Here is a 21,695-nt window from a genome sequence, read left to right on the forward strand (position 1 = left end):
ACTGACCCACCCATGTCCGAGCGCGCGGCCATCGACGCCTTGTTCCCCGCCGACCTGCCCGAGCCGGAGCACTGGGAGCGGCGGTACCCGGCCAGGGAACTGCCCGAGGGCGCCAAGGTCACCCGGTTCGGGCCGTCGCCGACGGGGTTCGTGCACATCGGCGGGGTCTACGTGTCCACCATCGACCGGGACGTGTCCACCCACTCGGGTGGCGTGTACTTCGTCCGGGTGGAGGACACCGACCAGTCGCGTGAGGTCGAGGGCGCGCTGGACCAGTTCACCCGGGCGTTCGACTACTTCGACCTGCACCCGGACGAGTCCGACGCCGACGGTGCTTACGGTCCGTACCACCAGTCCCAGCGGGAGCAGGTCTACCTCACCTACGTGCGGCAGCTGCTGCGCGAGGGTAAGGCGTACCTGTGCTTCGCCACCAAGGACGAGCTCGCCGACATCTCCGCCAAGCAGCAGGCCACCAAGCTGCCCACCGGCTACTACGGCAAGTGGGCCATCTGGCGCGACGCCGACCCCGGTGCGGTGGCCGCGAAGCTCGCCGAGGGCGTGCCGTACGTGGTCCGCTTCCGGGTGCCCGACGACGGCGCGCCCAGGGTCCGGTTCACCGACGCCATCCGCGGCGACCTGGAGGCCGAGGCGAACCGCAACGACGCGGTGATCCTCAAGTCCTCCGACACCTCGCCCCGGCTGCCCACCTACCACTTCGCGCACGCCGTCGACGACCACCTGATGCGGGTGAACCTGGTCGTGCGCGGCGAGGAGTGGATCTCGTCGGTGCCGCTGCACCAGCAGTTGTTCGCCGCGCTGGACTTCGAGCCGATCACCTACGCGCACATCGCGCCGCTGATGAAGCAGATCCCCGGCGGCAAGCGCAAGCTGTCCAAGCGCAAGGACCCCGAGGCGGGCGTCGACTTCTACATCGAGGCAGGCTACCCGGCGCGCGCGATCCTGTACTACCTGCGCGGCCTGGCCAACGGTCGCCTCGCCGAGGTCCCGCTGGACGAGGCGCTGGCCACCCCGATCAGCCTGGACCAGTGCGGCGTGGCGGGGCCGCTGGTGGACCTGGTCAAGCTGGAGGACATCAGCGCCGACCACATCGCGACCCTGACCAGCGAACAGGTCCTCGACGCCGTCCGCGCCTGGTCGCAGCTGTACGACAAGGACCTGGTCACGGTGCTCGACGACGCGCGTGACCTGGCGCTGCGGGCGATCGCGGTGGAGCGGGAGGGCGTGGAGAACCCGCGCAAGGACCTGCGCAAGTGGTCGGACTTCCGCGCCGCCTACGGCTTCTTCTTCCCCACCGTCTTCACCCCCCTCACCGGCCCCACCGACGACCGCGTCACCCCCCTCGGCGTCACCCCCGACGTCATCCGCGCCTTCGCCACCGACCTCGCCGACGGCTACCACCACGCCGACGACCAACCCGAGTGGTTCAACCAGGTCCGCGACCTCGCCACCAAGCACGGCTTCGCCCCCAGCCCCAAGGACTTCAAGAAGAACCCGGACGCCTACCCGGGCTCCATCCGCGAGGCTTCGCAGCTGGTCCGCGTGGCGCTGACCGGGTCGACTCGCAGCCCGGACTTGCACGCCATCAGCCAGGCTCTTGGTGTTGACGAGGTGCTCCGTCGTCTGCGCGCTCTCGCGGGCGCATAGTTCTCAACGGTTCGCGGTGCCGGGGCAAATCGGCACCGCGGACCCGTCGGGAGGCGGTCTCGTGTCTCCCGGTGTTGAGAGTCCACTAAGGAATTGACCACCACGCGGCGGTGTCCTGTGGTAGCAGCAAGTTGGTACCGTCCACTTCGCACTGTTCGGAAGTGAGCAGTAGTGGTCCGGAGACAGTCACCTCCGCGGCAGGGCCGAAGTTCACCGCGCAGCCCAGGTTTCCGTGTCGGAACACCAGCAGCTCCGGTCCCGACTCCAGCCACTCCAGGTCCGCCTCCGGTGTGACGTCCCGCCGCAGGCGCAGAGCTGTGCGGTACAGCTCAAGCAGCGACCTGGGATCGCCCGTCTGCGCCTCCACTGACAGCTCAGACCACCCGTCCGGCTGCGGCAGCCAAGGGCGGCTCCCCGAAGGCCCGAAGCCGAGTGCCGAGCCTTCCCGGGTCCACGGGATCGGCACCCGGCACCCGTCCCGTCCGCGTTCCGTGAAGCCCGAGCGCCGCCAGATCGGGTCCTGCAGCACCGATTCCGGCAGGTCGAGCACCTCGGGCAGCCCCAACTCCTCGCCCTGGTAAAGGTAAACCGACCCCGGCAACGCCAGTGTCAGCAGTAGCGCGGCGCGGGCCCGGCGCAGGCCGAGGGGGCCGTCGCCGTAGCGGGTCACGTGGCGTTGGACGTCGTGGTTGGAGAGGACCCAGGTGGCGGGGGCGCCGACCGGGGATGTCGCGGCGAGGGTGCCGACGATGACCGCGCGCAGGTCGGTGGCCGACCAGTCGGCTCGCAGGTAGTGGAAGTTGAACGCCTGGTGCAGTTCGTCGGGGCGGACGTACCGGGCGGTACGAGCCGGGTCCCTTGTCCACGCCTCGGCCACCGCCACCCGCGGCGGGGAGTACGAGTCGAGCACCGCGCGCCACGAGCGGTAGATCTCGTGGACGCCCTCCTGGTCGAAGTACGGCAGCCGCTGGGTGACGGCCACGCCGTGCTGGTCGCTGTCACCGGCGTCCGGCAGGCCGTCGGCCTTGACCAGGCCGTGCGCCACGTCGATCCGGAACCCGTCGACGCCGAGGTCGAGCCAGAACCGCAGCACGGCGAGGTACTCGGTCCGCACCTCGGGAGTGGACCAGTCCACATCGGGTTGGCTGGCGTCGAACAGGTGCAGGTACCACTCGCCGTCGGCGACCCCGGTCCACGCCGGGCCGCCGAACACCGATTCCCAGTCGTTGGGCGGGCCGTCGCCGCGGCCGGGCCGGAACAGGTACCTGCCGCGCTCCGGTGACCCCGGCGCGGCCGTCAGTGCCTCCTGGAACCACGGGTGCGCCGCCGAGGTGTGGTTGGGCACGATGTCGACGATCACCCGCAACCCCAGCGAATGCGCGTCGGCGACCAGGCCGCGCGCGTCGTCGAGGGTGCCGAACACCGGGTCGACGCCGCGGGGGTCGGCGACGTCGTAGCCGCCGTCGGCCATGGGGGAGGGGTAGAACGGGGTGATCCACAGCGCGTCGACCCCGAGCCGGGCCAGGTGGCCCAACCGGGAGCGGATGCCGGGCAGGTCACCGATCCCGTCGCCGTCGCTGTCGGCGAAGCTGCGGACGTACACCTGGTAGATCACCGCGTGCCGCCACCAGCGCGGATCGGTCGCTCCAGTCGGGCTCATGCTGAAAGCTACCACCGGGTACTGGCGGTGTGACCTGGGTCATGGGTAGAGTCGACAACTTCCTTAGTGCTGCCCGCGCGCTGATCCGACCCCGATCCAGGGGTTCGATCCAATGGTCGGATCCGACGTTCCACACCGGATTGTTCACCCACGCTAATATATCGTCCATGTAATGGCTACGTGTTATGGGCCTGCATCGCAAAAATGAGCTTGCAAGTTGCAGACTTGAATTTATTATTTTGCTGAGTGATGCCCCGTTCGGCCGTGTTATGGCGGTAGGGTGGCGGTATCCCGACCGGCGGTCTCGAAAAAGATCGAGCCAATTCACCCGATCGTGATCACCCCGTGGCGTTCGGGTGGCATTCTTACCGTGTGACCGCCACTGGGCGGTACCTCGAGGGGGTGGGGGATATGCGCGAGAATGCCTACGAGGATGCGGCCGGCTGTTTCGAGGGAACCGGCTACCCGAGGTCCATCAACGATCCGGTCATCGTCGACAGGTCGGACGCCGCCGAGGCGCTGCTGCGTTTCTTCCTCTCCAACGCCGACGCCAATGACCACGACGCCAACGACTACCTGGTCGAGGAGTTCTGCCGCCGCTCGCGCGACTCCCGCGCGGTGGCCGCGCCGATCCCGGTTCCGATGGTCCCGCTGGTCGAGTGCGACTGATTCGGCGCTAGCGCGCCTTCTGGCTTTTGCGGCTTATTGGCGCGTGCGGCGCCTCGATGCCCACGACAAGGGAAGCGGTCCGACCGCGACCGCGGACGAACCGACTGGTTCCCCCGGCGGCTTGGCGGTGATCACCGACCGGCGCGATAGTTCAGTGCGCCGAGCCGCACCCGAGCGTGGGTCACCCGACCACGAACGCCACGGCCGCCCCTGTCGAGGCGACCGTTCGGACGTGGTTCCACGCCGTCCACCGCCGCAGGTAGCCGGGCCAGTACTCGGCTGCCTCGGCGGTGCCCGGCTCCAGCGCGTCCAGCTCGGTGTTCCACGGCACGTTGCGGACCCCGGTCACCACGAACACCCCGAGCAGGTACAGCGCGGCGCCGAGCACCCTGGGCCACGGCCCGGTGATCGCCAGCAGCACGCCGAGCACACCGGTGCCCAGGAACGGCACGAGGAACAGCGGGGTGATGATGACCCGGTTGACCGACCGCATGGTGGCGACGCCGACCGCGGCGGGCAGCGGGGCCAGCGCGGGCATGACCACGACGGAGAAGGTGAGGAACAGCCCGGCGACCAGGCCCGCCAGCACCGCGGCCACGGCGCCCACCACATCGGTGGCGCCACCGAGGTCCAGGGCGGCGGCGGTCAGCGGGGCGTCCACGTCGGACAGGTTAGCGGTTGTTCTACACCTGGAGGAAATCGACCGGCAGGTGGACGCCGGGGGTCCGACAGGTGGACATCCGCCGTCGAGTGGACCGGTCCACCGGATCGAGGGGGTCGGGAGCGCTGCCATCGACCGCGCGGGGGAGTTTTCGGGGTCTGGTCGCGCCCCTGCATGACGCGACCAGACCCGGCGCTCGGGTCTCAGCGAGGGCACGGACCCGCGAACGCGTTCCCGACCGTTCGGGCGCCCTCCCGGGGGAACGGGTACACCATAGAGCGTCCGAGCGGGTCTGCGGCAGCCGGTCTGGGAAGAAACCCGGGAAAAAATCGCGAGGGCCGGGCGCGTGAGGGTGCGCCCGGCCCTCGCCGGGACCCCCGCGTGAACGCAGGCATCGCCCGCGCGGGGGTGGGGGAGCCGCCGCCCCTGTCTCGACCGCGCGCCCCCGGTGTGGCTCAGCCGGCGTAGGGCCTCGCCGTCTTGCTCGCCGCGTAGAGCAGCATGCCCTTGACCTTCGGCCAGTACAGGCTCGTCTGGCAGGAGTAGGCCGGGGTGAACCCGGAGCAGTTGCCGCTCGGGTTGCCGATCTCCCACACGAAGCTGGACACGCCGAGGTCGTCGTAGACCCAGTCGTCGGTCGCGCCACCGGCGTTGTAGAGGATCTCGCCGGGCTGCCCGTAGCGCCAGCCACCGGCCAGCGACGCCATCTGCCTGGCGATGGCGCGCAGGCTGGTGTCGTTGCCGGACTTCACCGCGGAGTTGAAGCCCCACGGGAACAGCACCATGTTCGAGTAGCTGTGCATGCTGATGACCATGCCGGTGGTGTCGGCGGGCGCGGCAGCGCCGGTGCCGGTGGCCCGCCGGTCGCGGTAGAGCGAACGCCACAGCGACTGCAGGGCCTTGGTCTCGACCTCGGAGTTGGCGCTCGGGCCGCGGTAGGTCTCCGAGCACGGGGAGGTGCTGCTGCCGGTGCCGTAGCCGGAACTGGTGTTGCGGTTGAGGTCGATGCCGACCTGGCTGGACCCGCCGGTGGTGCCGCAGCCCGCACCGTTGCTGTTGTTGGCGTTCTTGCGCTGCAGGTACGGGTACGAGCCGCCGCGCTGGACGATGTCGACGCCGTCGGGGTTGGCGATCGGCACGACCCACACCTCGGTGGTGTCGAGCAGGGTGGTGACCTGGCTGTCGGTGCCGTAACCGTCGGTCAGGTGGTCGATCCAGCGGTAGGCGACGTCACCGGTGGTGATCTCGCGGGCGTGCAACTGGCCCATGACGAACAGCCGGGGCTTGGGCGCCGCGGTGCTCAGCGCGCAGTCGCCCGCGTTCTTCTTGGTGATGCAGATGGCCTTGAGGTCGTACCCGCCGGAGCCGCGGCTCTTGCGCCACGAGTCGCCGTAGTCGACGACGGTGGCCAGCGCCGCGTGGTCGCGCGCCACCTGGTCGAGGTGCGCGTACTGCGCGTTGACCGTGCGGTACCCGCCCGCGTAGGTCTCCTCGGCCGCGGCGGCGTCCAGCACGGCCGCCTGGCCGCTGCGCGCGGGCGGCGCCCAGGCCACCGGCGGCAGCACCTGCTCGACGGACGCCCGGTGACCACCGGCGCGCAGCCGGGCACCCACCTCGGCGGAGCCCATGACGAACAGGTCACCGCCCTGGCGCTCCTCGAGCACGTCGAAGCCCTCGCGCAGCAACGCTTCCGCGCGTGCCACGCCACCGGTGACCCGGTAGACGTAGCTCGCGCTCTGCTGCTGCGCGGTGGGCGCGGTCGGGGTCGGGGCGGCGGAAGCCCCGGGGAAGGCACCGGCGAGCACGGCGGCGGCCGCGCCTGCGGCAACCGTCATGGCCAGAGCGGAACGTCGGGTGAGGGACACCCTGCGCACCTCCTCGCGTCGCGACGCCGGTCCCCGTCGGCAGGGTGGGGCCGGGCGTCGCCGGTGGTTCGCGCGCCGCGGTGCACAGCGCGCGATCGGATCTCACCGAGGTTGCCCTATGGCTGACGACGGGCGCACATCTCAACTATGCATAGCGGCCACCTATGCCCTGTACTGGGAAAATGGGATCAACTCGGCGGTCGGCGGAGGCCGGTTGACCGTCCACGTAGGACCATAAGATCCACACCGCCGGCGCCGATTCACGCGATCATCCGATGTCCGGTGGGTGACGGACATGGGAACTGGGAAGGAAATAATTGGTCTAGACCGGTTGAGTTATGTGGTTTAGACCACTTACGCTCATGCACATCCCTGCATCCCTGCTCGTGTCCCCAGGAGGTGAAGCGTGGTCAGAAAGAGCCTCCCCTTGCTCCTCTTGCTGGCTCTGCTCTCCGGTATCACCCTCGCGGTCGCCGTGGCACCAAGCAACACCGCCGTGGCAGCCGACAACTCCGATTGCCGCCCGGACGGGTTGGCCACGACCGCGAACCTCGCGGTGCCCTACTGTCTCGCCTACGACACCGACGGCCGCGAGAAGATGGGTGCCGACCACCCGCGCCGCGTGATCGGGTACTTCACCAGTTGGCGCACCGGCAAGAACGGCCAGCCCGCGTACCTGGCCAGCAACATCCCGTGGAACAAGATCACCCACATCAACTACGCGTTCGCGCACATCGACGGCGCGGGCAAGGTCTCGGTCGGCCCCGACACCGCAGACAACCCCGCGACCGGTCTGACCTGGCCCGGCGTCCCCGGCGCCGAGATGGACCCGTCGCTGCCCTACAAGGGGCACTTCAACCTGCTGAACAAGTACAAGAAGCAGTACCCCAACGTGAAGACGCTGATCTCGGTCGGCGGCTGGGCGGAGACCGGTGGCTACATCGGCGCCGACGGCAAGCGTGTCGCCGACGGCGGCTTCTACGCGATGACCGACTCCGCTGCGAAGATCAACACCTTCGCCGACTCGGCGGTGGACTTCATCCGCAAGTACGGCTTCAACGGCGTCGACATCGACTACGAGTACGCCACCTCGATGTCGAACTCGGGCAACCCCGACGACTTCACCGTCTCCAACCCGCGCCGCGCCAAGCTGATGGCCGGGTACGTGACGCTGATGAAGACGCTGCGCGAGAAGCTCGACGCGGCCGCCGTCGCCGACAACAAGTACTACACGCTCTCGGTCGCCGCGCCGTCCTCCGGCTACATGCTGCGCGGCATGGACACCTACCAGGTCACCCAGTACCTGGACTACCTCAACATGATGACCTACGACCTGCACGGGGCGTGGAACAACTTCGTCGGCCCGAACGCCGCGCTCTACGACGACGGCAAGGACGCGGAGCTCCAGTTCTGGCAGTACTACACGACCTCGCAGTACGCGGGACTCGGTTACCTGAACAGCGACTGGTCCTACCACTACTTCCGCGGCGCCATGGGTGCGGGACGGATCAACCTCGGCGTCCCGTACTACACCCGGGGTTGGCAGAACGTCACCGGCGGCACCAACGGGTTGTGGGGTTCGGCGCCGCTGCCGGACCAGACCAAGTGCCCACCGGGCACCGGCGGCACGGTCGGCTCCAAGACCTCGTGCGGCAACGGCGCGGTCGGCATCGACAACCTCTGGCACGACGAGGACACCAAGGGCAGTGAGGTCCCGGCGGGCTCCAACCCGCTGTGGCACACCAAGAACCTCGCCGAGGGCAAGGTCGGCAGCTACGGCCCCGCCTACGGCCTCGACCCGACCAACAAGCCCGAGGACCGGCTGACCGGCACCTACGCCCGCAACTACGACTCGACCCTGGTCGCGCCGTGGCTGTGGAACGCGCAGAAGAAGGTCTTCCTGTCCACTGAGGACGAGCAGTCGCTGGCCACCAAGGCGCAGTACGTCGTCGACCGCGGCCTCGGCGGCATCATGATCTGGGAGCTGGCAGGCGACTACGCCTACGACCAGACCAAGGGCGAGTGGTTCATGGGCAACACGCTGACCACGCTGCTCTACGACAAGTTCAAGACCGCCTCGCCCTACGGCAACACCAAGGCCAAGATCACCATGCCCAGCGATGTGCTGGACGTGAGGTTCACCCTCGCCGGCTTCCCGGTCGGCGACGCGAACTACCCGATCACGCCCAAGGCGAAGGTCACCAACTCCTCGACCACGACCCTGCCCGGCGGCACCGAGATCCAGTTCGACTACGGGACCTCGGCCCCGCCGACCATCGGGCAGCAGTCCGGCTGGAGCCTGTCGGTGGTCTCCACCGGCCACACCGGCAACAACATCGGTGGGCTCAAGGGCGACCTGCACCGCTTCTCGCTGAAGCTGCCGTCGTGGCAGAGCCTGGCGCCGGGCGCCAGCGCCGAGGTGCAGCTGTCCTACTACCTGCCGGTGGCGACCCCGTCGAACATCACCATCACCTTCGGCGGCAAGTCCTACACCGCGGCGCAGGAGTACCTGCGCGGCACGGGCGGCACCCCGCCGACGTCGACGACCACGACCCCGCCGTCGTCGACGACCACCACCAGCACGACCACCACGCCGCCGACGTCGACCACCACGACGACGACGACCACGACGACCACCACCACCACCACCAAGCCGCCGACGTGCACCGCGGCAGCGTGGGACGCGGCGAAGGTCTACGCGGCGGGCGGGACGACCGTGTCCTACAACGGTCGGCAGTACAAGAACAAGTGGTGGACCCAGGGCGACCGCCCGGACCTGAGCGGTCAGTGGGGTGTGTGGCAGGACCTCGGTCCCTGCTGATCCACCTGAGGTAGCCGGGTCCGCCGTGCAGGCGGACCCGGAGTGAGAGCAACGCGGGGCGATCGCCGGTGTACCCGGCCCGGCGGTCGCCCCGCGGTCCACTCGGACCGGCCCTGGGAACCCTGCCCCAGGGCCGGTCTTCCTTTTGTGGTTACGTGCTGGGGATGGCCGAGTTCGGGTTGACGCCCGCGAAGGCGAGGCCGATGACGAACCCGGCCACCTCCTCCAGTTGCCTGGCGCGGCTCAGCGGGCCGAGCACCGCCGGGGTGGCGCCGGTCTCGCGCACGAGTTCGGCGACGGTGGTGAGCGCGTCCTGGTCGTCGCCGCAGAGCGCGACGGTGGTGCCCGCCGCGTCGGCCCAGTGCGCGGCGGGGAACAGGTGGAACGCCTTGACCACACGGGCTCCGCTGCCCTCGGCGACGAACTCCGCCGCCGAGGTGCTGGGCAGCAGGACGCCGACACCGTGCTCGACGGCGTTCGTGGGGTCGATGAGCGTCTTGCCGCGCAGCGCGTCCCCGACGGCCGCCAGGACGTCCGGCACGCCCTCCCAGCGCACGGCCAGCAGGACGACGTCCGAGTTCGTGACGGCCTCGCGCAACGTCGCCGCGGTGGCACCCAGCCGGTCGGCCAGGGCGCGGGTGTTGGCGGGGGAGCGGCCCGCGACGGTCAGGTCGTGGGTGGCCCAGCGGGCGCCGAGGGCGGTCGCGACCGCGCCGGTGCCGAGGATTCCGATTCGCATGCCGCGACGGTAGGCAGTTCGACGCGCACCGAACGGTAGGTGTCGGGCGGGCACAATGGGGTCATGTGCGAGGAGTGGGTGGCGGACTGCCGTTTGCGGGCGGGCACCGACCTGTTCGCCCATCGGTGGGACCCGGTGCTGCTGGCCGCGTTGCGACCGGGTCCGCTGCGCCGGGTCGACCTGCGCGGGCACGTCGGCGGCATCAGCGACAAGGCGCTCACCGAGTCGCTGCGCCGCCTGCTCGACCGCGGTCTCGTCGAGCGCCACCGCTACGCCGAGGCGCCGCCCAGGGTCACCTACCGGCTCAGCGCACTGGGCGTGACACTGGTGGACGGCCCCTTGCGCGCAGTGGGGGACTGGGTACTCGAACATGGTGACGCGCTGCTCGGCTGAGAAATTCTCTTGTACGCTGGACAATGCACCCGTTACATCTGGGAAATCCCCACTTGGGGCACTTGTGGCGGTTCGTCGGGTGGTGCCACCTGCGGTGATGGGAACAAGACCGGCGTAATAACGTCGCTTTATGTGTCAGACCTATATCTGACCGTGATGTCTGTTTCTAGACTCGGGGAGCCGAAGTGTTCGCGAGAACACTTTTCCCTGCATCGCAACACCAGGAGAGCCCTATGTCCCTCCGTGGATACACGCGCGTCCTCATCGCCGGTGCCGCCATGGTGCTCGGCCTCACCGGGATGACGGCCGCCGCGGCCGCCGCCCCGGCCGCCCAGCAGGCCGCGCCGACCGTCGCGGCCCGCACCGTCTACTACAGCGCCACCGGTTACAGCTCCCAGGCCGACCAGGCCGCCCAGATCTGGAACTCCCGGGTGCCCAACCTCCGGCTGGTCCGCGGCGGCAACGCCACCATCCGCATCTCCGCCACCAACGGTGGCGGCTCCCGGGCCTACCCCTGTGGCCTGGGCTGCGGGACGATCTACATCGACAACCGGGACGTGGCCGCGGGCAACGACGCGCTGCGCATCGTCGCCCACGAGATCGGGCACGCACTCGGGCTGCCGGACAACTACAACGGCGTCTGCTCCCAGCTGATGTCCGGTGGCAGCGCGGGCACCTCCTGCCGCAACCCGTACCCGAACGCCACCGAGTCCAACCGGGTCAACCAGCTCTTCGCGGGCCGCGCGCAGCTCGCCCCGCTCAGCGAGACCCGGGTCTACGCAGGCTGACCCACCCCCGCGGTCTGTCCCCCGGCGGTCCCGCGCCGCGTCGACCGCACCACACCGAGGCCCCGGCGGGTAGTCCCACCAGCCGGGGCCTCGGTGCTGTCCTCTGTGGACATCGTCAGTCCGGCAGGACCGGCATCTCGTCCTGGGGTGCGTGGCGCAGCAGCGCGGCGCGGGTCACGGCGGCGGAGCCGAAGCGGCCGCGCAGGGAGTCCAGCGCGATGTCGAGGGCGGCGCGGTCGGGGCCGCCGTCGAAGGGCAGTTCCAGCTGGATCGCGTCGTCGTCGAAGTTGGACAGCGACAGGCCGATCAGGGTGATGCCGCGGTCGGCGATCATCGGCCAGGCCGCGGTGAGCAGGGTGCGCGCGGCGGCGAGGATGACCTCGGTGCCGTCGGTCGGCTTGGCCACCGTGTGCGAGCGGGTCGCCCGGGTGAAGTCGGCGAACCGCAGGCGCAGGGTCACCGTGCGGCAGGCCCGGTCCGCGGCGCGCAGGCGGCGGCCCAGCCGGTCGGCGAGCCCGGCGGTGAACTCGTCCAACTCGGTCAGGCCGCGCCTGCGCGAGCCCAGTGCCCGCTGCGCGCCCATCGACCGGCGGCGTTGCCCGACCCGCACGCGGCGCGGGTCGCGGTTGTGGGCGAGCGCGTGCAGGTGCCGACCGGAACCGGCACCCAGAATGCTCACCAGTTCGCGGACGTCGAACGCCGCGACCTCGCCGACCGTGGTGATGCCCATCGCGCGCAGCTTCCCCGACGTCACCACGCCAACGCCCCAAAGCCGCTCTACTGGCAGGGGGTGCAAGAAGGCCAGTTCGGCGTCGTGCGGCACGACCAGCAAGCCGTCCGGTTTCGCTACCCCGCTGGCGACCTTGGCGAGGAACTTCGTGCGGGCAACGCCAACTGTGATCGGTAGACCTACCCGCCGCGCGACCTCCGCACGCAGCGTCGCGGCGATCTGCCGGGGCGGGCCCGCGATCTTGCGCAGCCCGCCGACGTCCAGGAACGCCTCGTCGATGGAGATCCCCTCCACCAGCGGCGTCGTGTCCCGGAACACCTCGAACACCGCCTTCGACGCCGCCGAGTACGCCGCCATCCTCGGCTGGACCACGACCGCGTCCGGGCACAGCCGCCTGGCCTGCCGCCCGCCCATCGCCGTCCGCACGCCCCTGGCCTTGGCCTCGTAGCTCGCCGCCAGCACCACGCCGGTGCCGACGATCACCGGCCGCCCGCGCAGCGCCGGGTCGTCGCGCTGCTCGACCGAGGCGTAGAACGCGTCCAGGTCGGCGTGCAGGATGGGACCGTCGTTCGACACGAACACATGTTCGCACGAGGTGTCAACGGCGCAGGTCAGCTACCGTGTGCGCATGACCGTGGCACAGGAGTACGCGGACCGGCACACCCCGGCGGAGGCCGCCGCGGTGCTGGCGCTGCACGAGGCCGTTCTGGCTGCGGCCGGGTTGGACGTCGCGGTCAAGTACGGGCTGCTGATGTACACGGTGGACGGCGGCTGGAAGCACTGGGTGGCCGGGATCAACGTCACCCGCAAGGGCGCCTGCCTGCGGTTCCTGTGGGGCGTGCTGCTCGACGACCCGCTCGGCGTGCTCCGCGCGGGCACCGCCACCCTGATGACCTGGGACATCCCGATCGGCACGGAGATCGATACCGCCCAGGTCGGCGCCTATGTTCGCGAGGCCGTCGCCAAGCGTGACTACTTCAAGGCCAACTCGGATGAGGTCGCCGCGGTCGCCAAGGCTGCCAACACTGCCAAGCGACGCTTGCGTTAACGCGCACGGCAAGGTTTACCGTCAGTCCTATGCGGATCGGTGAACTGGCTCGACGGACGGGGACCACGACGCGCACCCTGCGGTTCTACGAGGCCCAGGGCCTGCTCGCCGCCCAACGCTCCCCGAACGGCTACCGCTCGTACGACGAGCACGACCTCCGCCTCGTCACCGAGATCCGCGCGCTCCAAGCCGCGGGCTTCAGCCTCGCCGACACCCGCCCCTTCGTCGCCTGCCTGCGCGCGGGCAACCCCGACGGCGACGCCTGCGCCGACTCGGTCGAGGTCTACCGCCGCAAACTCGCCGAGGTCGAGGCGTGCCTGTCGCAACTCACCGACCTGCGCACCGACCTCACCCGCAAACTCGCCGCCGCCCTGGCCCGCGAACCCCACCCCACCTGCACCGTCCAGGAGACCCCGTGATCACCGCGACCGACACCACCTTCACCGACACCGTGCTCGCCGCCGACGGCCCCGTCCTGGTCGACTTCTGGGCCCAGTGGTGCCCGCCGTGCCACATGATCGTCCCCGTCCTGGAGCAGGTCGCGGAGGAACGCCCCATCACCGTGGTCAAGCTCAACTCCGACGAGAACCCCGGCGTGGCCCGCGACTACCAGGTGATGTCACTGCCCACACTGATCCTCTTCGTGGACGGCAAGCCCGTGGCCACCTGGGTGGGCGCCCGCTCGAAGTCGCGCCTGCTGGAGGAACTGGACAAAGCCCTCACCCCGGTCGCCTGACGTCGTGCACCCGTCGTTCTCGTCCGAGGCTCGGCGACCGGCAGAGCACTGGACCGGGTTTATGTCGGTGGAGGTCGCTAGCGTTCGTGGGGCCGCTCGGGGGGTGGCTGTCGGGGGACGGATATGGGACTGGCGCTGGCGCCACCTGGGGGTGGGCGTCCAGCGCCAGTTCGCGTCCGCGTGCGGGGTTACTTGGGTTCGTAGGCGAGGTTGGGGCGCAGCCAGCGCTCTACTTCGGACAGTGAGGTGCCGGTGCGCTTGGCGTAGTCGGAGACCTGGTCCTTGCCGATGCGGCCGACGGTGAAGTACCGGGAGTCCGGGTGGGCGAAGATCAGGCCGCTGACCGCGGCGGCGGGGGTCATGGCGAAGGACTCGGTGAGGCCGATGCCCAGGTCCTCGGCGCCCAGCAGGTCGAACAGGGGCTGCTTCAGCGTGTGGTCCGGGCTGGCCGGGTAGCCGAGCGCGGGGCGGATGCCGCGGAAGCGCTCGGCGTGCAGGTCGGCCAACTCGGGCTCGGCGCCGGGTTCGAACCACTCGCGGCGGGCCAGCAGGTGGATCCACTCGGCGAAGGACTCGGCGAGGCGGTCGGCGAGGGCCTTGACCATGATGGCCTTGTAGTCGTCGTTGTCGGCCTCGTACTCGTGCGCCATCTCTTCCGCGCCGTGCACCGATACCGCGAAGCCGCCCAGGTGGTCGTCAGCCGGGGCCACGTAGTCGGACAGGCAGCGGTTCGGGCGGTTCTCCGGCTTCTGCGTCTGCTGGCGCAGCATCGGGAACGCCTTGTCGGCCACCACCAGGTCGTCGCCCTCGCTGTGGGCGGGCCAGAAGCCGTACACGCCCTTGAACACGAACCGGTGGCCGATCTCGTCGAGCATCGCCTGCGCGTCGTCGAACAGCTCGCGGGCCACCGGCTGGTCCAGGATCGCCGGGTACTTGCCCTTGAGCTCCCAGGCCAGGAACAGGAACTGCCAGTCGACCATCGCCCGCAGCTCGGCCAGCGTCGGGCTGACCTCCCGCACCCCGGTGAACGACGGCGTCGGCAGGTCCGAGAAGTCCACCTGCTCCCGGTTCAACCGGGCCGCGCCGATCTCCAGCAGCGGCTTGGCGCGCCGGTTCTCGTGCTGCTCGCGCAGCGTCGCCTGCTCGGCCCGGTTGCTGCTGTCGAGCACGTCCGCGCGCGTGGTGTCCATCAGGTCCGACACCACCCCGACCACGCGGGACGCGTCGAGCACGTGCACCGTGCTGCCGTCGTACGCGGGCGCGATCCGCACCGCCGTGTGCTGGCGGGACGTGGTGGCGCCGCCGATGAGCACCGGCAGCTTCAGCCCGCGCCGCTGCATCTCGCCCGCGACCGTCACCATCTCGTCCAGCGACGGGGTGATCAGCCCGGAGAGCCCGACCACGTCGGCGCCCTCGGCGACCGCGGTGTCCAGGATGACCGACGCGGGCACCATCACCCCGAGGTCGATCACCTCGTAGTTGTTGCAGCCCAGCACCACTCCGACGATGTTCTTGCCGATGTCGTGCACGTCGCCCTTGACCGTGGCGAGCACGACCTTGCCCTGGCCGCGGCTGGTGTCGATGCGGCCCTCCAGCCGGGCCTTCTCCTTCTCCGCCTCCATGTACGGCTCCAGGTAGGCCACTGAGCGCTTCATCACCCGCGCGCTCTTGACCACCTGCGGCAGGAACATCTTGCCCGAGCCGAACAGGTCGCCGACGATCTTCATGCCGTCCATCAGCGGGCCCTCGATCACCTCCAGCGGCCGCGCCATCTGCGCGCGCGCCTCCTCGGTGTCGGCCTCGATGAAGTCGACGATCCCGTGCACCAGCGCGTGCGAGAGCCGCTTGGCCACCGGCGCCTCGCGCCAGGCCAGGTCGACCACGCGCTTGGTCTTGGAGCCCTTGACCGTCTCGGCGAACTCCACCAGCCGGTCGGTGGCGTCCTCTCGGCGGTCGAACAGCACGTCCTCGACCAGTTCCAGCAGGTCCTTCGGGATGTCCTCGTAGACGACCAGCTGACCGGCGTTGACGATGCCCATGTCCAGCCCGGCGCGCACCGCGTGCAGCAGGAACGCCGAGTGCATGGCCTCGCGCACGGTGTCGTTGCCGCGGAAGGAGAACGACAGGTTCGAGATGCCGCCGGAGGTCCGCGCGCCGGGGCAGCGCTGCTTGATCAGCGGCAGCGCGTCGATGAACGCCTTGGCGTAGCCGTTGTGCTCGGTGATGCCGGTCGCCACGGCCAGCACGTTCGGGTCGAAGACGATGTCCTCGGCCGGGAAGCCGAGCTTCTGGGTCAGCAGGTCGTAGGCGCGGCCGCAGATGCTGACCTTGCGCTCGGTGGTGTCGGCCTGGCCCTTCTCGTCGAAGGCCATCACCACCACACCGGCGCCGTAGTCGCGGATCTTGCTGGCCTGCTCCAGGAAGGTCTCCTCGCCCTCCTTGAGGCTGATCGAGTTGACCACCCCCTTGCCCTGCACGCACTTGAGCCCGGCCTCCAGCACGCTCCACCGCGAGCTGTCGACCATCACCGGGATCCTGGCCACCTCGGGCTCGGTGGCGATCAGGTTGAGGAACGTGGTCATCGCCTCGACGCTGTCGAGCAGGTCGGCGTCCATGTTCACGTCGAGCAGGTTCGCTCCGCCGCGCACCTGGTCGAGCGCCACGTCCACCGCGGCCTGGTGGTTGTCGCCCTCGATGAGCCTGCGGAACTTCGCCGAGCCGGTGACGTTGGTGCGCTCGCCGATCATCACGAACCCGGTGTCGGCGCCGATCGCGAACGGCTCCAACCCGCTGTAGCGGCTCGCCTTCTCGACCTCGGGCACCACCCGCGGCGCCAATCCCCTGACCGCCTCGGCGATCGCGGCGATGTGCGCGGGCGTGGTGCCGCAGCAGCCGCCGACGATGTTGACCATGCCGTCGCCGACGAACCCGGCGAGCTGCCCGCTGGTCTCCTCGGGGGTCTCGTCGTAGCCGCCGAAGGCGTTGGGCAGGCCCGCGTTGGGGTGGCTGGCGGTGTAGATGCCCGCCAGCCGGGACAGCTCGGCCACGTGCGGGCGCATCTGCTCGGCGCCCAGCGCGCAGTTCACCCCGACCACCATCGGCTCGGCGTGCTCGATGGACCGCCAGAACGCCTCCACCGTCTGCCCGGACAGCGTGCGCCCGGACAGGTCGACGATGGTCACCGAGATCCACAGCGGCAGCTCGGGGGCCACCTCGCGGGCCGCGGCGATGGCCGCCTTGCAGTTGAGCGTGTCGAAGATGGTCTCGATCAGCAGCAGGTCGACCCCGCCCTCGGCGAGCGCCAGGATCTGGTTGGCGTAGGTGGCCTTGACCTGGTCGAAGGTGACCTTGCGGTACGCCGGTTCGTCGACCTTGGGCGAGAGCGACAGGGTCACGTTCAACGGGCCGACCGAGCCTGCCACGAACCGGTCGCCGTCGAGCTCGTCGGCGGCCTGGCGGGCCAGTTGGGCGCCGCGCAGGTTCATCTCGGCCGCGTAGTCCTCCAGGCCGTAGTCGGCCTGGGCGATGGTGGTGGCGGTGAAGGTGTTGGTGGTGGTGATGTCCGCGCCCGCGGCCAGGTACTGCCGGTGCACGTCGAGGATGAGGTCCGGCCGGGTCAGGTTGAGCAGGTCTGGGTCACCGGCGACATCGCGCGGGTGGTCGGCGAAGCGGTCGCCCTGGTAGTCGGCGTCGGTGAGCGAGGCGCCCTGCAGCATGGTGCCCCAGGCGCCGTCGAGCACCGCGACGCGCCGGGTGAGCAGCTCCCGCAGCCGCTGGATCCGAGCCTGATCGGTCACGCGCACACCTCCGGTATCCGGAGGCGCCCTTGTTGCTGGTTGGCTCCCGAACCGGGGGAGCCGGAGCCGAGCGTGGCGGGCTGGGACACCCCCTGGCCCGTTGCAGCGCCTCTCGGCCTCGGTGCTCAACACTACCGGACCGGGTACGCCCGGACCGCACGTCCCGGCGCGCGAGCCACCCGTTCGGTGGGTCCCGGCCCCGCACGCCGCGGCGCGCCCGTGCGAGCCGCGCGACCCCGGGGACCGTTGCGGCGCCGCTGTTCTCCCCGGTTGCGCCGCGTGCGCGCCGCCCGCGTGACCCGGGGCGGTCCCGATCCCGCCCGCGGTCGATCGGCAGGTTGCGGACCCGTCCACGATATGAGAACGCCCTCCCGCTCCGCCGCGCACCGCGGCGGTGGTTCGATCATCAAGTCTGAGAAGCGCGACTAGGCCATCCGGTGGACAGGCCATCATGGGCGGATCACGGAGGAGGTGTCGGTGGCCGAGCGGACCTACCGGGCGTTGCTGGTGACCAACGGGACGTTCCCGGACGACCCGGGTGGGCTCGCGCCGCTGCTCGGACCCGCGCGGGACGCCGAACTGATGCGGTCAGCGCTGACCGACCCCCACTCGGGCCTGCACCTGCCCGCCGACGTGCGGGTGGTCGCCGACGCCGACCAGCGCGGTGTCATGGTCGCCCTGGACGAGTTCTTCGACGGCGCCGCCCGCGACGACCAACTGCTCCTCTACTACAGCGGCCACGGCAAGCTCGACGCCCACGGCAACCTCCACCTGGCCGCCCGCGACACCCGCGCCGACCGCATCATGTCCACCGGTGTCGCGGCCAGGGCCGTGGTGGAGATGATGGCCGCCTCCCGGGCCAGGGCGAAGGTCGTCCTGCTCGACTGCTGCCACTCCGGTGGCTTCAAGTCCGCCCCCGACCTGCCCCGCCACCTGGGCGGACGCGGGGTGTTCGTGCTGGCGAGCAGCCTGTCGGTCCAGCTCACCAGGGACGCCGAGCAGCCCGGGGAGCCGAGCCCGTTCACCCGCCACGCCGCCGAGTGCCTCGCCGCGGGCCACCCGGCTACCGGCGGGTACGTCACCGTCGACGACCTCTACCAGCACATCGCCCACCGGATGGCCGACGCCCGCCTGTCCACCCCGCAACGCCGCTTCGACGACGCCGTGGACACCGTCGCCCTCGCCCGCACCCCGACCGCCGACCCCGACCCCGACCCCGCGCTGTCCCCCGAGGCCGCGCTGACGATCGCCGAACGCGTGATCGCGCAGGCGCCCGACGCGCGCGCGGCCATCCGGGCGGTCAGCGGCCACCTCGACACGGCGGCGACCGACCCGGCGCTGGCCGAGAAGGTGATGCTGACCTACTGCCTGCTGCACGAGGCCGCCGACGAACCCGAGATCGCCCAGGCGTACCTGCGCCGGGCCGAGGCGCTCAGAGCCAGTCCTTCCGCTTGAACATGGCGTAGAGCCAGACCCCCACCACCACGATCACCGCGCTCGACACCCAGAACCCCCACGGCTCACCAGTGCCGGGGTAGGGCACGTTCTGGCCGTAGAACCCGGTGATCGCCGTCGGCACCGCGATGATCGCCGCCCAGCCGGTGACCTTCTTCATCACCAGGTTGAGCCGGTTGCCCTGGATGGTCAGCTGGGTCTCGCGCAGCGCGATGACGTGGTCGCGCAACGACTCCGCCCACTCGCTCGCATGGACGACGTGGTCGCGGATGTCGCCGTAGTACGGGTCGAGCTCCTCGTCGACCAGCCCGTCGACCCTGGTGAGGCCGGTCATGATCTCGCGCATCGGCAGCACGGCCCTGCGCAGCCGCGACAGGCTCCTGCGCAGCCGCACCGTCTCGCGCTGCAACCGCCGCACGTCCGGGTTGTCGGCGAAGACGGTGCCCTCCAGCTCCTCGATCCGGTCGTCGATGGCCGACACCGCGCCGAGGTGGCCGTCGACGACCACGTCGAGCAGCGCGTGCAGCAGCACCCCGACCCGGTCGCACGGCACCACCGAGTCGTCCCAGCGGCGGGTGACCCGGGACATGTCGAACCCGTCGTGCACCGTCACCAGCGCCCGGTCGGTGACGAACACCGACAGCTCGCAGGTGCTCAGCGTGCCGTCCCCGGCGACCGTCGTGCCGTACACGGCGAGGAACTGGTGCGTGCGGTAGTGGTCCAGCTTGGGCCGCTGGTGCCGCTGCTCGGCGTCCTCGACCGCGAGCTGGTGCAGGCCCAGCTCGGCGCCGACCGAGGCGAGGTCCGCGGCGTCGTGGTGGTCGATGTCGACCCAGACGATCGTGTCGCCGTCGGCGAGCCGCTCGCCGAGTGCGTCGAGCGGGAAGTCCTGTTCGGACAGGGCGGCGCCGCGGTAGGCGCGGGTGGTGCTCACCCGGTCCGCCGCAGCAGCGCCGCGTAGAGGGTCAGCCCGGGTCCGAACGCCATGGCCACCACCAGTTCTCCCGGCCGCACGGCCGACTCCCGCCGCGCGGCGATCTCGCGCAGCACCAGCACCACCGTCGCCGACGAGCAGTTCCCGTGCTCGGCCAGCACCGCCCGCGATGGTGCCACGGCCGCCTCGGACAGCCCCAACTCGGTCCGCGCCACCTCCAGGACCCGCGGCCCGCCGGGGTGCACCGCCCACCCGGCCACCGAGTCCACGTCGGCGCCGTGCCTGGCCAGCATCTTGTCCACCACCGGTCGCACCGCTCCCCCCAGCACGTCCGGCACCCGCGCGGACAGTCCCATCCGGAACCCGAGGTCGGTGATCCGCCAGGTCATCAGGTCCTTGCTGTCGGTGTCGGTGTGCGCGGCGACGTCGAGCACCTCCCACCCCGGCCTGCCGCCCGGTTCCACGACCACGGCCGCGGCGGCATCGCTGAACAGGGCGTGCGCCACCACCTGCTCCGGGTCGGCCGTGGGCGGCTGGACGTGCAGGGAGGTCAGCTCGACCGACACCAGCGCGGCGGGCAGACCGCGCGCGGTCGCGAAGTCCGACACCGTGCCCAGCCCGGGGATCGCGGCGTAGCAGCCCATGTGGCCGATCAGCAGCCGCTGGGTGTCCGCGGCCAGGCCGAGGCGTTCGGCGAGCGCGACGTCGAGCCCGGGGGTGCTGTAGCCGGTGCACGACGCGACCACCAGCAGCCCGAGGTCGGCGGGGGAGCGGCCCGCGGCGGCCAGCGCGTCGGTCAGCGCGGCGGCGGCCAGTTCCGGTGCCTGCTCGGCGAACCGGTCCATCCGCCGCGCCGTCGACCACCCGGAGACGTCCTCGGTGAACGGGTCGACCACGGTGTGCCTGGTGCGCACCCCCGAGCCCGCGAAGATCCGCCGCGCCACCCCGCCGCCCCCGGTGTGCGCGCGGAAGTAGCCTTCCCACAGGGATTCCTGCGCCACCGGCGGCGGGGTCGCCACCCCGATCCCGGTCACCGCGGCCACTGCTCCTCCTTGGTCCCCGTCCCCTGGAACAGGACGGCGGTCGTCGGCACCCGGACCATCCGCACCCCGGCGCGCGCGCCGAGCGCCCAGCCGAGCAGGTCCAGCACCGCGGGCCGGATACCCCGCAGCGCCAACCGCACACCGTGGCGCGCGCACTCGTCGACCAGCACCTCCCGGTCTACCAGAAGTTCCGGTTCGTGGACGCCGCGCGGCACCCCGGGCAGCCGCTCCGCGACAGTGATCGCGAGGAACCGGCTCAATGCGGTGTTCGCCAGCGTGTCGATCACCAGCAGCCCCCCGGGGCGCAACAGACGGCAGGCTTGCTCTACCGCGCGCGGTAGGTCTGGCACATGCTCTAGGACCTCGCCCGCCACTACGACATCCGCGCACGCCGACCGCAGTGGGACGTTCAGGACATCGCCCCGGATAGCCGTCACGCCGTGCGCGGCCGCTAGCCGTGGACCTTGCTGAGAGAGATCGACGCCTATATGGCGGTAGCCCTTACCGCTGATGTGCGGCGCGAGGAGCCCACCGCCGCACCCTAGGTCCACCAGTACCGCCCCTGGCCTGCGCGCGGTAGGGATCAGTTGGGCACGGGCCTGTGCGAGCCAGTGCAGCGCGGCGAACGCCCCGCGCGGTCGCCACCACTCGGCGGCGAGATCGTCGTAGAGGGCGGTCACCGTCTGAGGCT

Annotated in this window: 18 protein-coding genes; 9 read left to right on the top strand and 9 right to left on the bottom strand. The window is 70.6% G+C overall.

The features are described 5' to 3' along the window. Window positions 1–12 precede the first annotated feature (12 nt). Window positions 13–1,665, top strand: a complete 1,653-nt coding sequence (locus CLV68_RS31845) for a glutamate--tRNA ligase (protein ID WP_121394738.1) — start codon at window positions 13–15, stop codon at window positions 1,663–1,665. Window positions 1,666–1,750: 85 nt separating this feature from the next. On the opposite strand, the gene CLV68_RS31850 is transcribed toward CLV68_RS31845, so the two are convergent. After that, a complete protein-coding gene (locus tag CLV68_RS31850; RefSeq protein WP_121394739.1) occupies window positions 1,751–3,325 on the bottom strand; it encodes a glycoside hydrolase family 13 protein in 1,575 nt (524 codons plus the stop codon). A gap of 372 nt (window positions 3,326–3,697) precedes the next feature. Between CLV68_RS31850 and CLV68_RS31855 the strand changes: the two genes are divergently transcribed. After that, window positions 3,698–3,994: a hypothetical protein gene (locus CLV68_RS31855; RefSeq protein ID WP_147460249.1), complete on the top strand. Its 297-nt coding sequence runs from the start codon at window positions 3,698–3,700 to the stop codon at window positions 3,992–3,994. Window positions 3,995–4,175: 181 nt separating this feature from the next. On the opposite strand, the gene CLV68_RS31860 is transcribed toward CLV68_RS31855, so the two are convergent. Together CLV68_RS31860 and CLV68_RS31865 are read right to left on the bottom strand one after the other, a co-directional pair. Further along, window positions 4,176–4,655, bottom strand: a complete 480-nt coding sequence (locus CLV68_RS31860; protein ID WP_246010229.1) for an anthrone oxygenase family protein — start codon at window positions 4,653–4,655, stop codon at window positions 4,176–4,178. Between the two features lie 455 nt (window positions 4,656–5,110). Further along, window positions 5,111–6,490, bottom strand: a complete 1,380-nt coding sequence (locus CLV68_RS31865; protein WP_246010230.1) for a M14 family zinc carboxypeptidase — start codon at window positions 6,488–6,490, stop codon at window positions 5,111–5,113. Window positions 6,491–6,926: 436 nt separating this feature from the next. Between CLV68_RS31865 and CLV68_RS31870 the strand changes: the two genes are divergently transcribed. Then, window positions 6,927–9,341, top strand: coding sequence for a chitinase C-terminal domain-containing protein (locus CLV68_RS31870; RefSeq protein ID WP_121394743.1), 2,415 nt, complete (start codon window positions 6,927–6,929; stop codon window positions 9,339–9,341). A 151-nt stretch (window positions 9,342–9,492) separates the two neighbouring features. Here CLV68_RS31870 and CLV68_RS31875 read toward each other — a convergent pair whose 3' ends face one another. After that, window positions 9,493–10,080 (bottom strand): NADPH-dependent F420 reductase, encoded by a 588-nt coding sequence (locus CLV68_RS31875; RefSeq protein ID WP_121394744.1) that lies wholly within the window; start codon window positions 10,078–10,080, stop codon window positions 9,493–9,495. A gap of 63 nt (window positions 10,081–10,143) precedes the next feature. On the opposite strand from CLV68_RS31875, the gene CLV68_RS31880 reads away from it, so the two are divergent. Together CLV68_RS31880 and CLV68_RS31885 are read left to right on the top strand one after the other, a co-directional pair. Continuing rightward, window positions 10,144–10,473, top strand: coding sequence for a winged helix-turn-helix transcriptional regulator (locus tag CLV68_RS31880; RefSeq protein WP_121394745.1), 330 nt, complete (start codon window positions 10,144–10,146; stop codon window positions 10,471–10,473). 233 nt (window positions 10,474–10,706) lie between these two features. Continuing rightward, window positions 10,707–11,261 carry a snapalysin family zinc-dependent metalloprotease gene (locus CLV68_RS31885; protein WP_121394746.1) on the top strand — a complete coding sequence of 185 codons (555 nt, stop codon included), beginning with the start codon at window positions 10,707–10,709 and terminating at the stop codon, window positions 11,259–11,261. A 115-nt stretch (window positions 11,262–11,376) separates the two neighbouring features. Here CLV68_RS31885 and dinB read toward each other — a convergent pair whose 3' ends face one another. Further along, window positions 11,377–12,573 carry a DNA polymerase IV gene (gene dinB / locus CLV68_RS31890; RefSeq protein ID WP_121394747.1) on the bottom strand — a complete coding sequence of 399 codons (1,197 nt, stop codon included), beginning with the start codon at window positions 12,571–12,573 and terminating at the stop codon, window positions 11,377–11,379. 46 nt (window positions 12,574–12,619) lie between these two features. Here dinB and CLV68_RS31895 point away from each other — a divergent pair, with 46 nt between their 5' ends. From CLV68_RS31895 to trxA, 3 genes are read left to right on the top strand one after another with little or no spacing between them, the layout of a single operon-like run. Then, the gene (locus CLV68_RS31895) at window positions 12,620–13,039 is read left to right on the top strand and encodes a DUF1801 domain-containing protein (protein WP_121394748.1); all 420 of its coding nucleotides are present in this window, start codon (window positions 12,620–12,622) and stop codon (window positions 13,037–13,039) included. Window positions 13,040–13,068: 29 nt separating this feature from the next. After that, window positions 13,069–13,458 carry a MerR family transcriptional regulator gene (locus CLV68_RS31900; RefSeq protein ID WP_121394749.1) on the top strand — a complete coding sequence of 130 codons (390 nt, stop codon included), beginning with the start codon at window positions 13,069–13,071 and terminating at the stop codon, window positions 13,456–13,458. After that, on the top strand, window positions 13,455–13,775 hold the full coding sequence (trxA, locus tag CLV68_RS31905) for a thioredoxin (RefSeq protein WP_246010231.1): 321 nt from the start codon (window positions 13,455–13,457) through the stop codon (window positions 13,773–13,775). The genes CLV68_RS31900 and trxA overlap by 4 nt, the downstream gene beginning before the upstream one ends. A 188-nt stretch (window positions 13,776–13,963) precedes the next feature. Here trxA and metH read toward each other — a convergent pair whose 3' ends face one another. After that, complete coding sequence (metH, locus tag CLV68_RS31910; protein WP_121394750.1) at window positions 13,964–17,572, bottom strand: methionine synthase; 3,609 nt, start codon at window positions 17,570–17,572, stop codon at window positions 13,964–13,966. A 477-nt stretch (window positions 17,573–18,049) separates the two neighbouring features. On the opposite strand from metH, the gene CLV68_RS31915 reads away from it, so the two are divergent. Continuing rightward, window positions 18,050–19,027 carry a caspase family protein gene (locus CLV68_RS31915; protein ID WP_170224711.1) on the top strand — a complete coding sequence of 326 codons (978 nt, stop codon included), beginning with the start codon at window positions 18,050–18,052 and terminating at the stop codon, window positions 19,025–19,027. On the opposite strand, the gene CLV68_RS31920 is transcribed toward CLV68_RS31915, so the two are convergent. Genes CLV68_RS31920 through CLV68_RS31930 form a run of 3 tightly spaced genes read right to left on the bottom strand, consistent with a single transcriptional unit; the run spans window position 19,005 to window position 21,684 of the window. Further along, on the bottom strand, window positions 19,005–19,961 hold the full coding sequence (locus CLV68_RS31920; protein ID WP_121394752.1) for a magnesium transporter CorA family protein: 957 nt from the start codon (window positions 19,959–19,961) through the stop codon (window positions 19,005–19,007). The two genes, CLV68_RS31915 and CLV68_RS31920, sit on opposite strands and share 23 nt — an antisense overlap. After that, a complete protein-coding gene (locus CLV68_RS31925) occupies window positions 19,958–21,004 on the bottom strand; it encodes a type III polyketide synthase (RefSeq protein ID WP_121394753.1) in 1,047 nt (348 codons plus the stop codon). The genes CLV68_RS31920 and CLV68_RS31925 overlap by 4 nt, the downstream gene beginning before the upstream one ends. Beyond that, the gene (locus tag CLV68_RS31930) at window positions 20,992–21,684 is read right to left on the bottom strand and encodes a methyltransferase domain-containing protein (protein ID WP_121394754.1); all 693 of its coding nucleotides are present in this window, start codon (window positions 21,682–21,684) and stop codon (window positions 20,992–20,994) included. The genes CLV68_RS31925 and CLV68_RS31930 overlap by 13 nt, the downstream gene beginning before the upstream one ends. Window positions 21,685–21,695 lie beyond the last annotated feature (11 nt).

Origin of the sequence: Actinokineospora cianjurensis, assembly GCF_003663795.1 — a bacterium.
Taxonomy (GTDB): Bacteria; Actinomycetota; Actinomycetes; order Mycobacteriales; family Pseudonocardiaceae; genus Actinokineospora; species Actinokineospora terrae.

Coding starts and splice junctions, on each gene's coding strand:
- CLV68_RS31845 (WP_121394738.1), top strand. CDS start 13: ATGTCCGAGCGCGCGGCCATCGACGCCTTGTTCCCCGCCGACCTGCCC.
- CLV68_RS31850 (WP_121394739.1), bottom strand. CDS start 3,325: ATGAGCCCGACTGGAGCGACCGATCCGCGCTGGTGGCGGCACGCGGTG.
- CLV68_RS31865 (WP_246010230.1), bottom strand. CDS start 6,490: ATGACGGTTGCCGCAGGCGCGGCCGCCGCCGTGCTCGCCGGTGCCTTC.
- CLV68_RS31875 (WP_121394744.1), bottom strand. CDS start 10,080: ATGCGAATCGGAATCCTCGGCACCGGCGCGGTCGCGACCGCCCTCGGC.
- CLV68_RS31880 (WP_121394745.1), top strand. CDS start 10,144: ATGTGCGAGGAGTGGGTGGCGGACTGCCGTTTGCGGGCGGGCACCGAC.
- CLV68_RS31885 (WP_121394746.1), top strand. CDS start 10,707: ATGTCCCTCCGTGGATACACGCGCGTCCTCATCGCCGGTGCCGCCATG.
- CLV68_RS31895 (WP_121394748.1), top strand. CDS start 12,620: ATGACCGTGGCACAGGAGTACGCGGACCGGCACACCCCGGCGGAGGCC.
- CLV68_RS31900 (WP_121394749.1), top strand. CDS start 13,069: ATGCGGATCGGTGAACTGGCTCGACGGACGGGGACCACGACGCGCACC.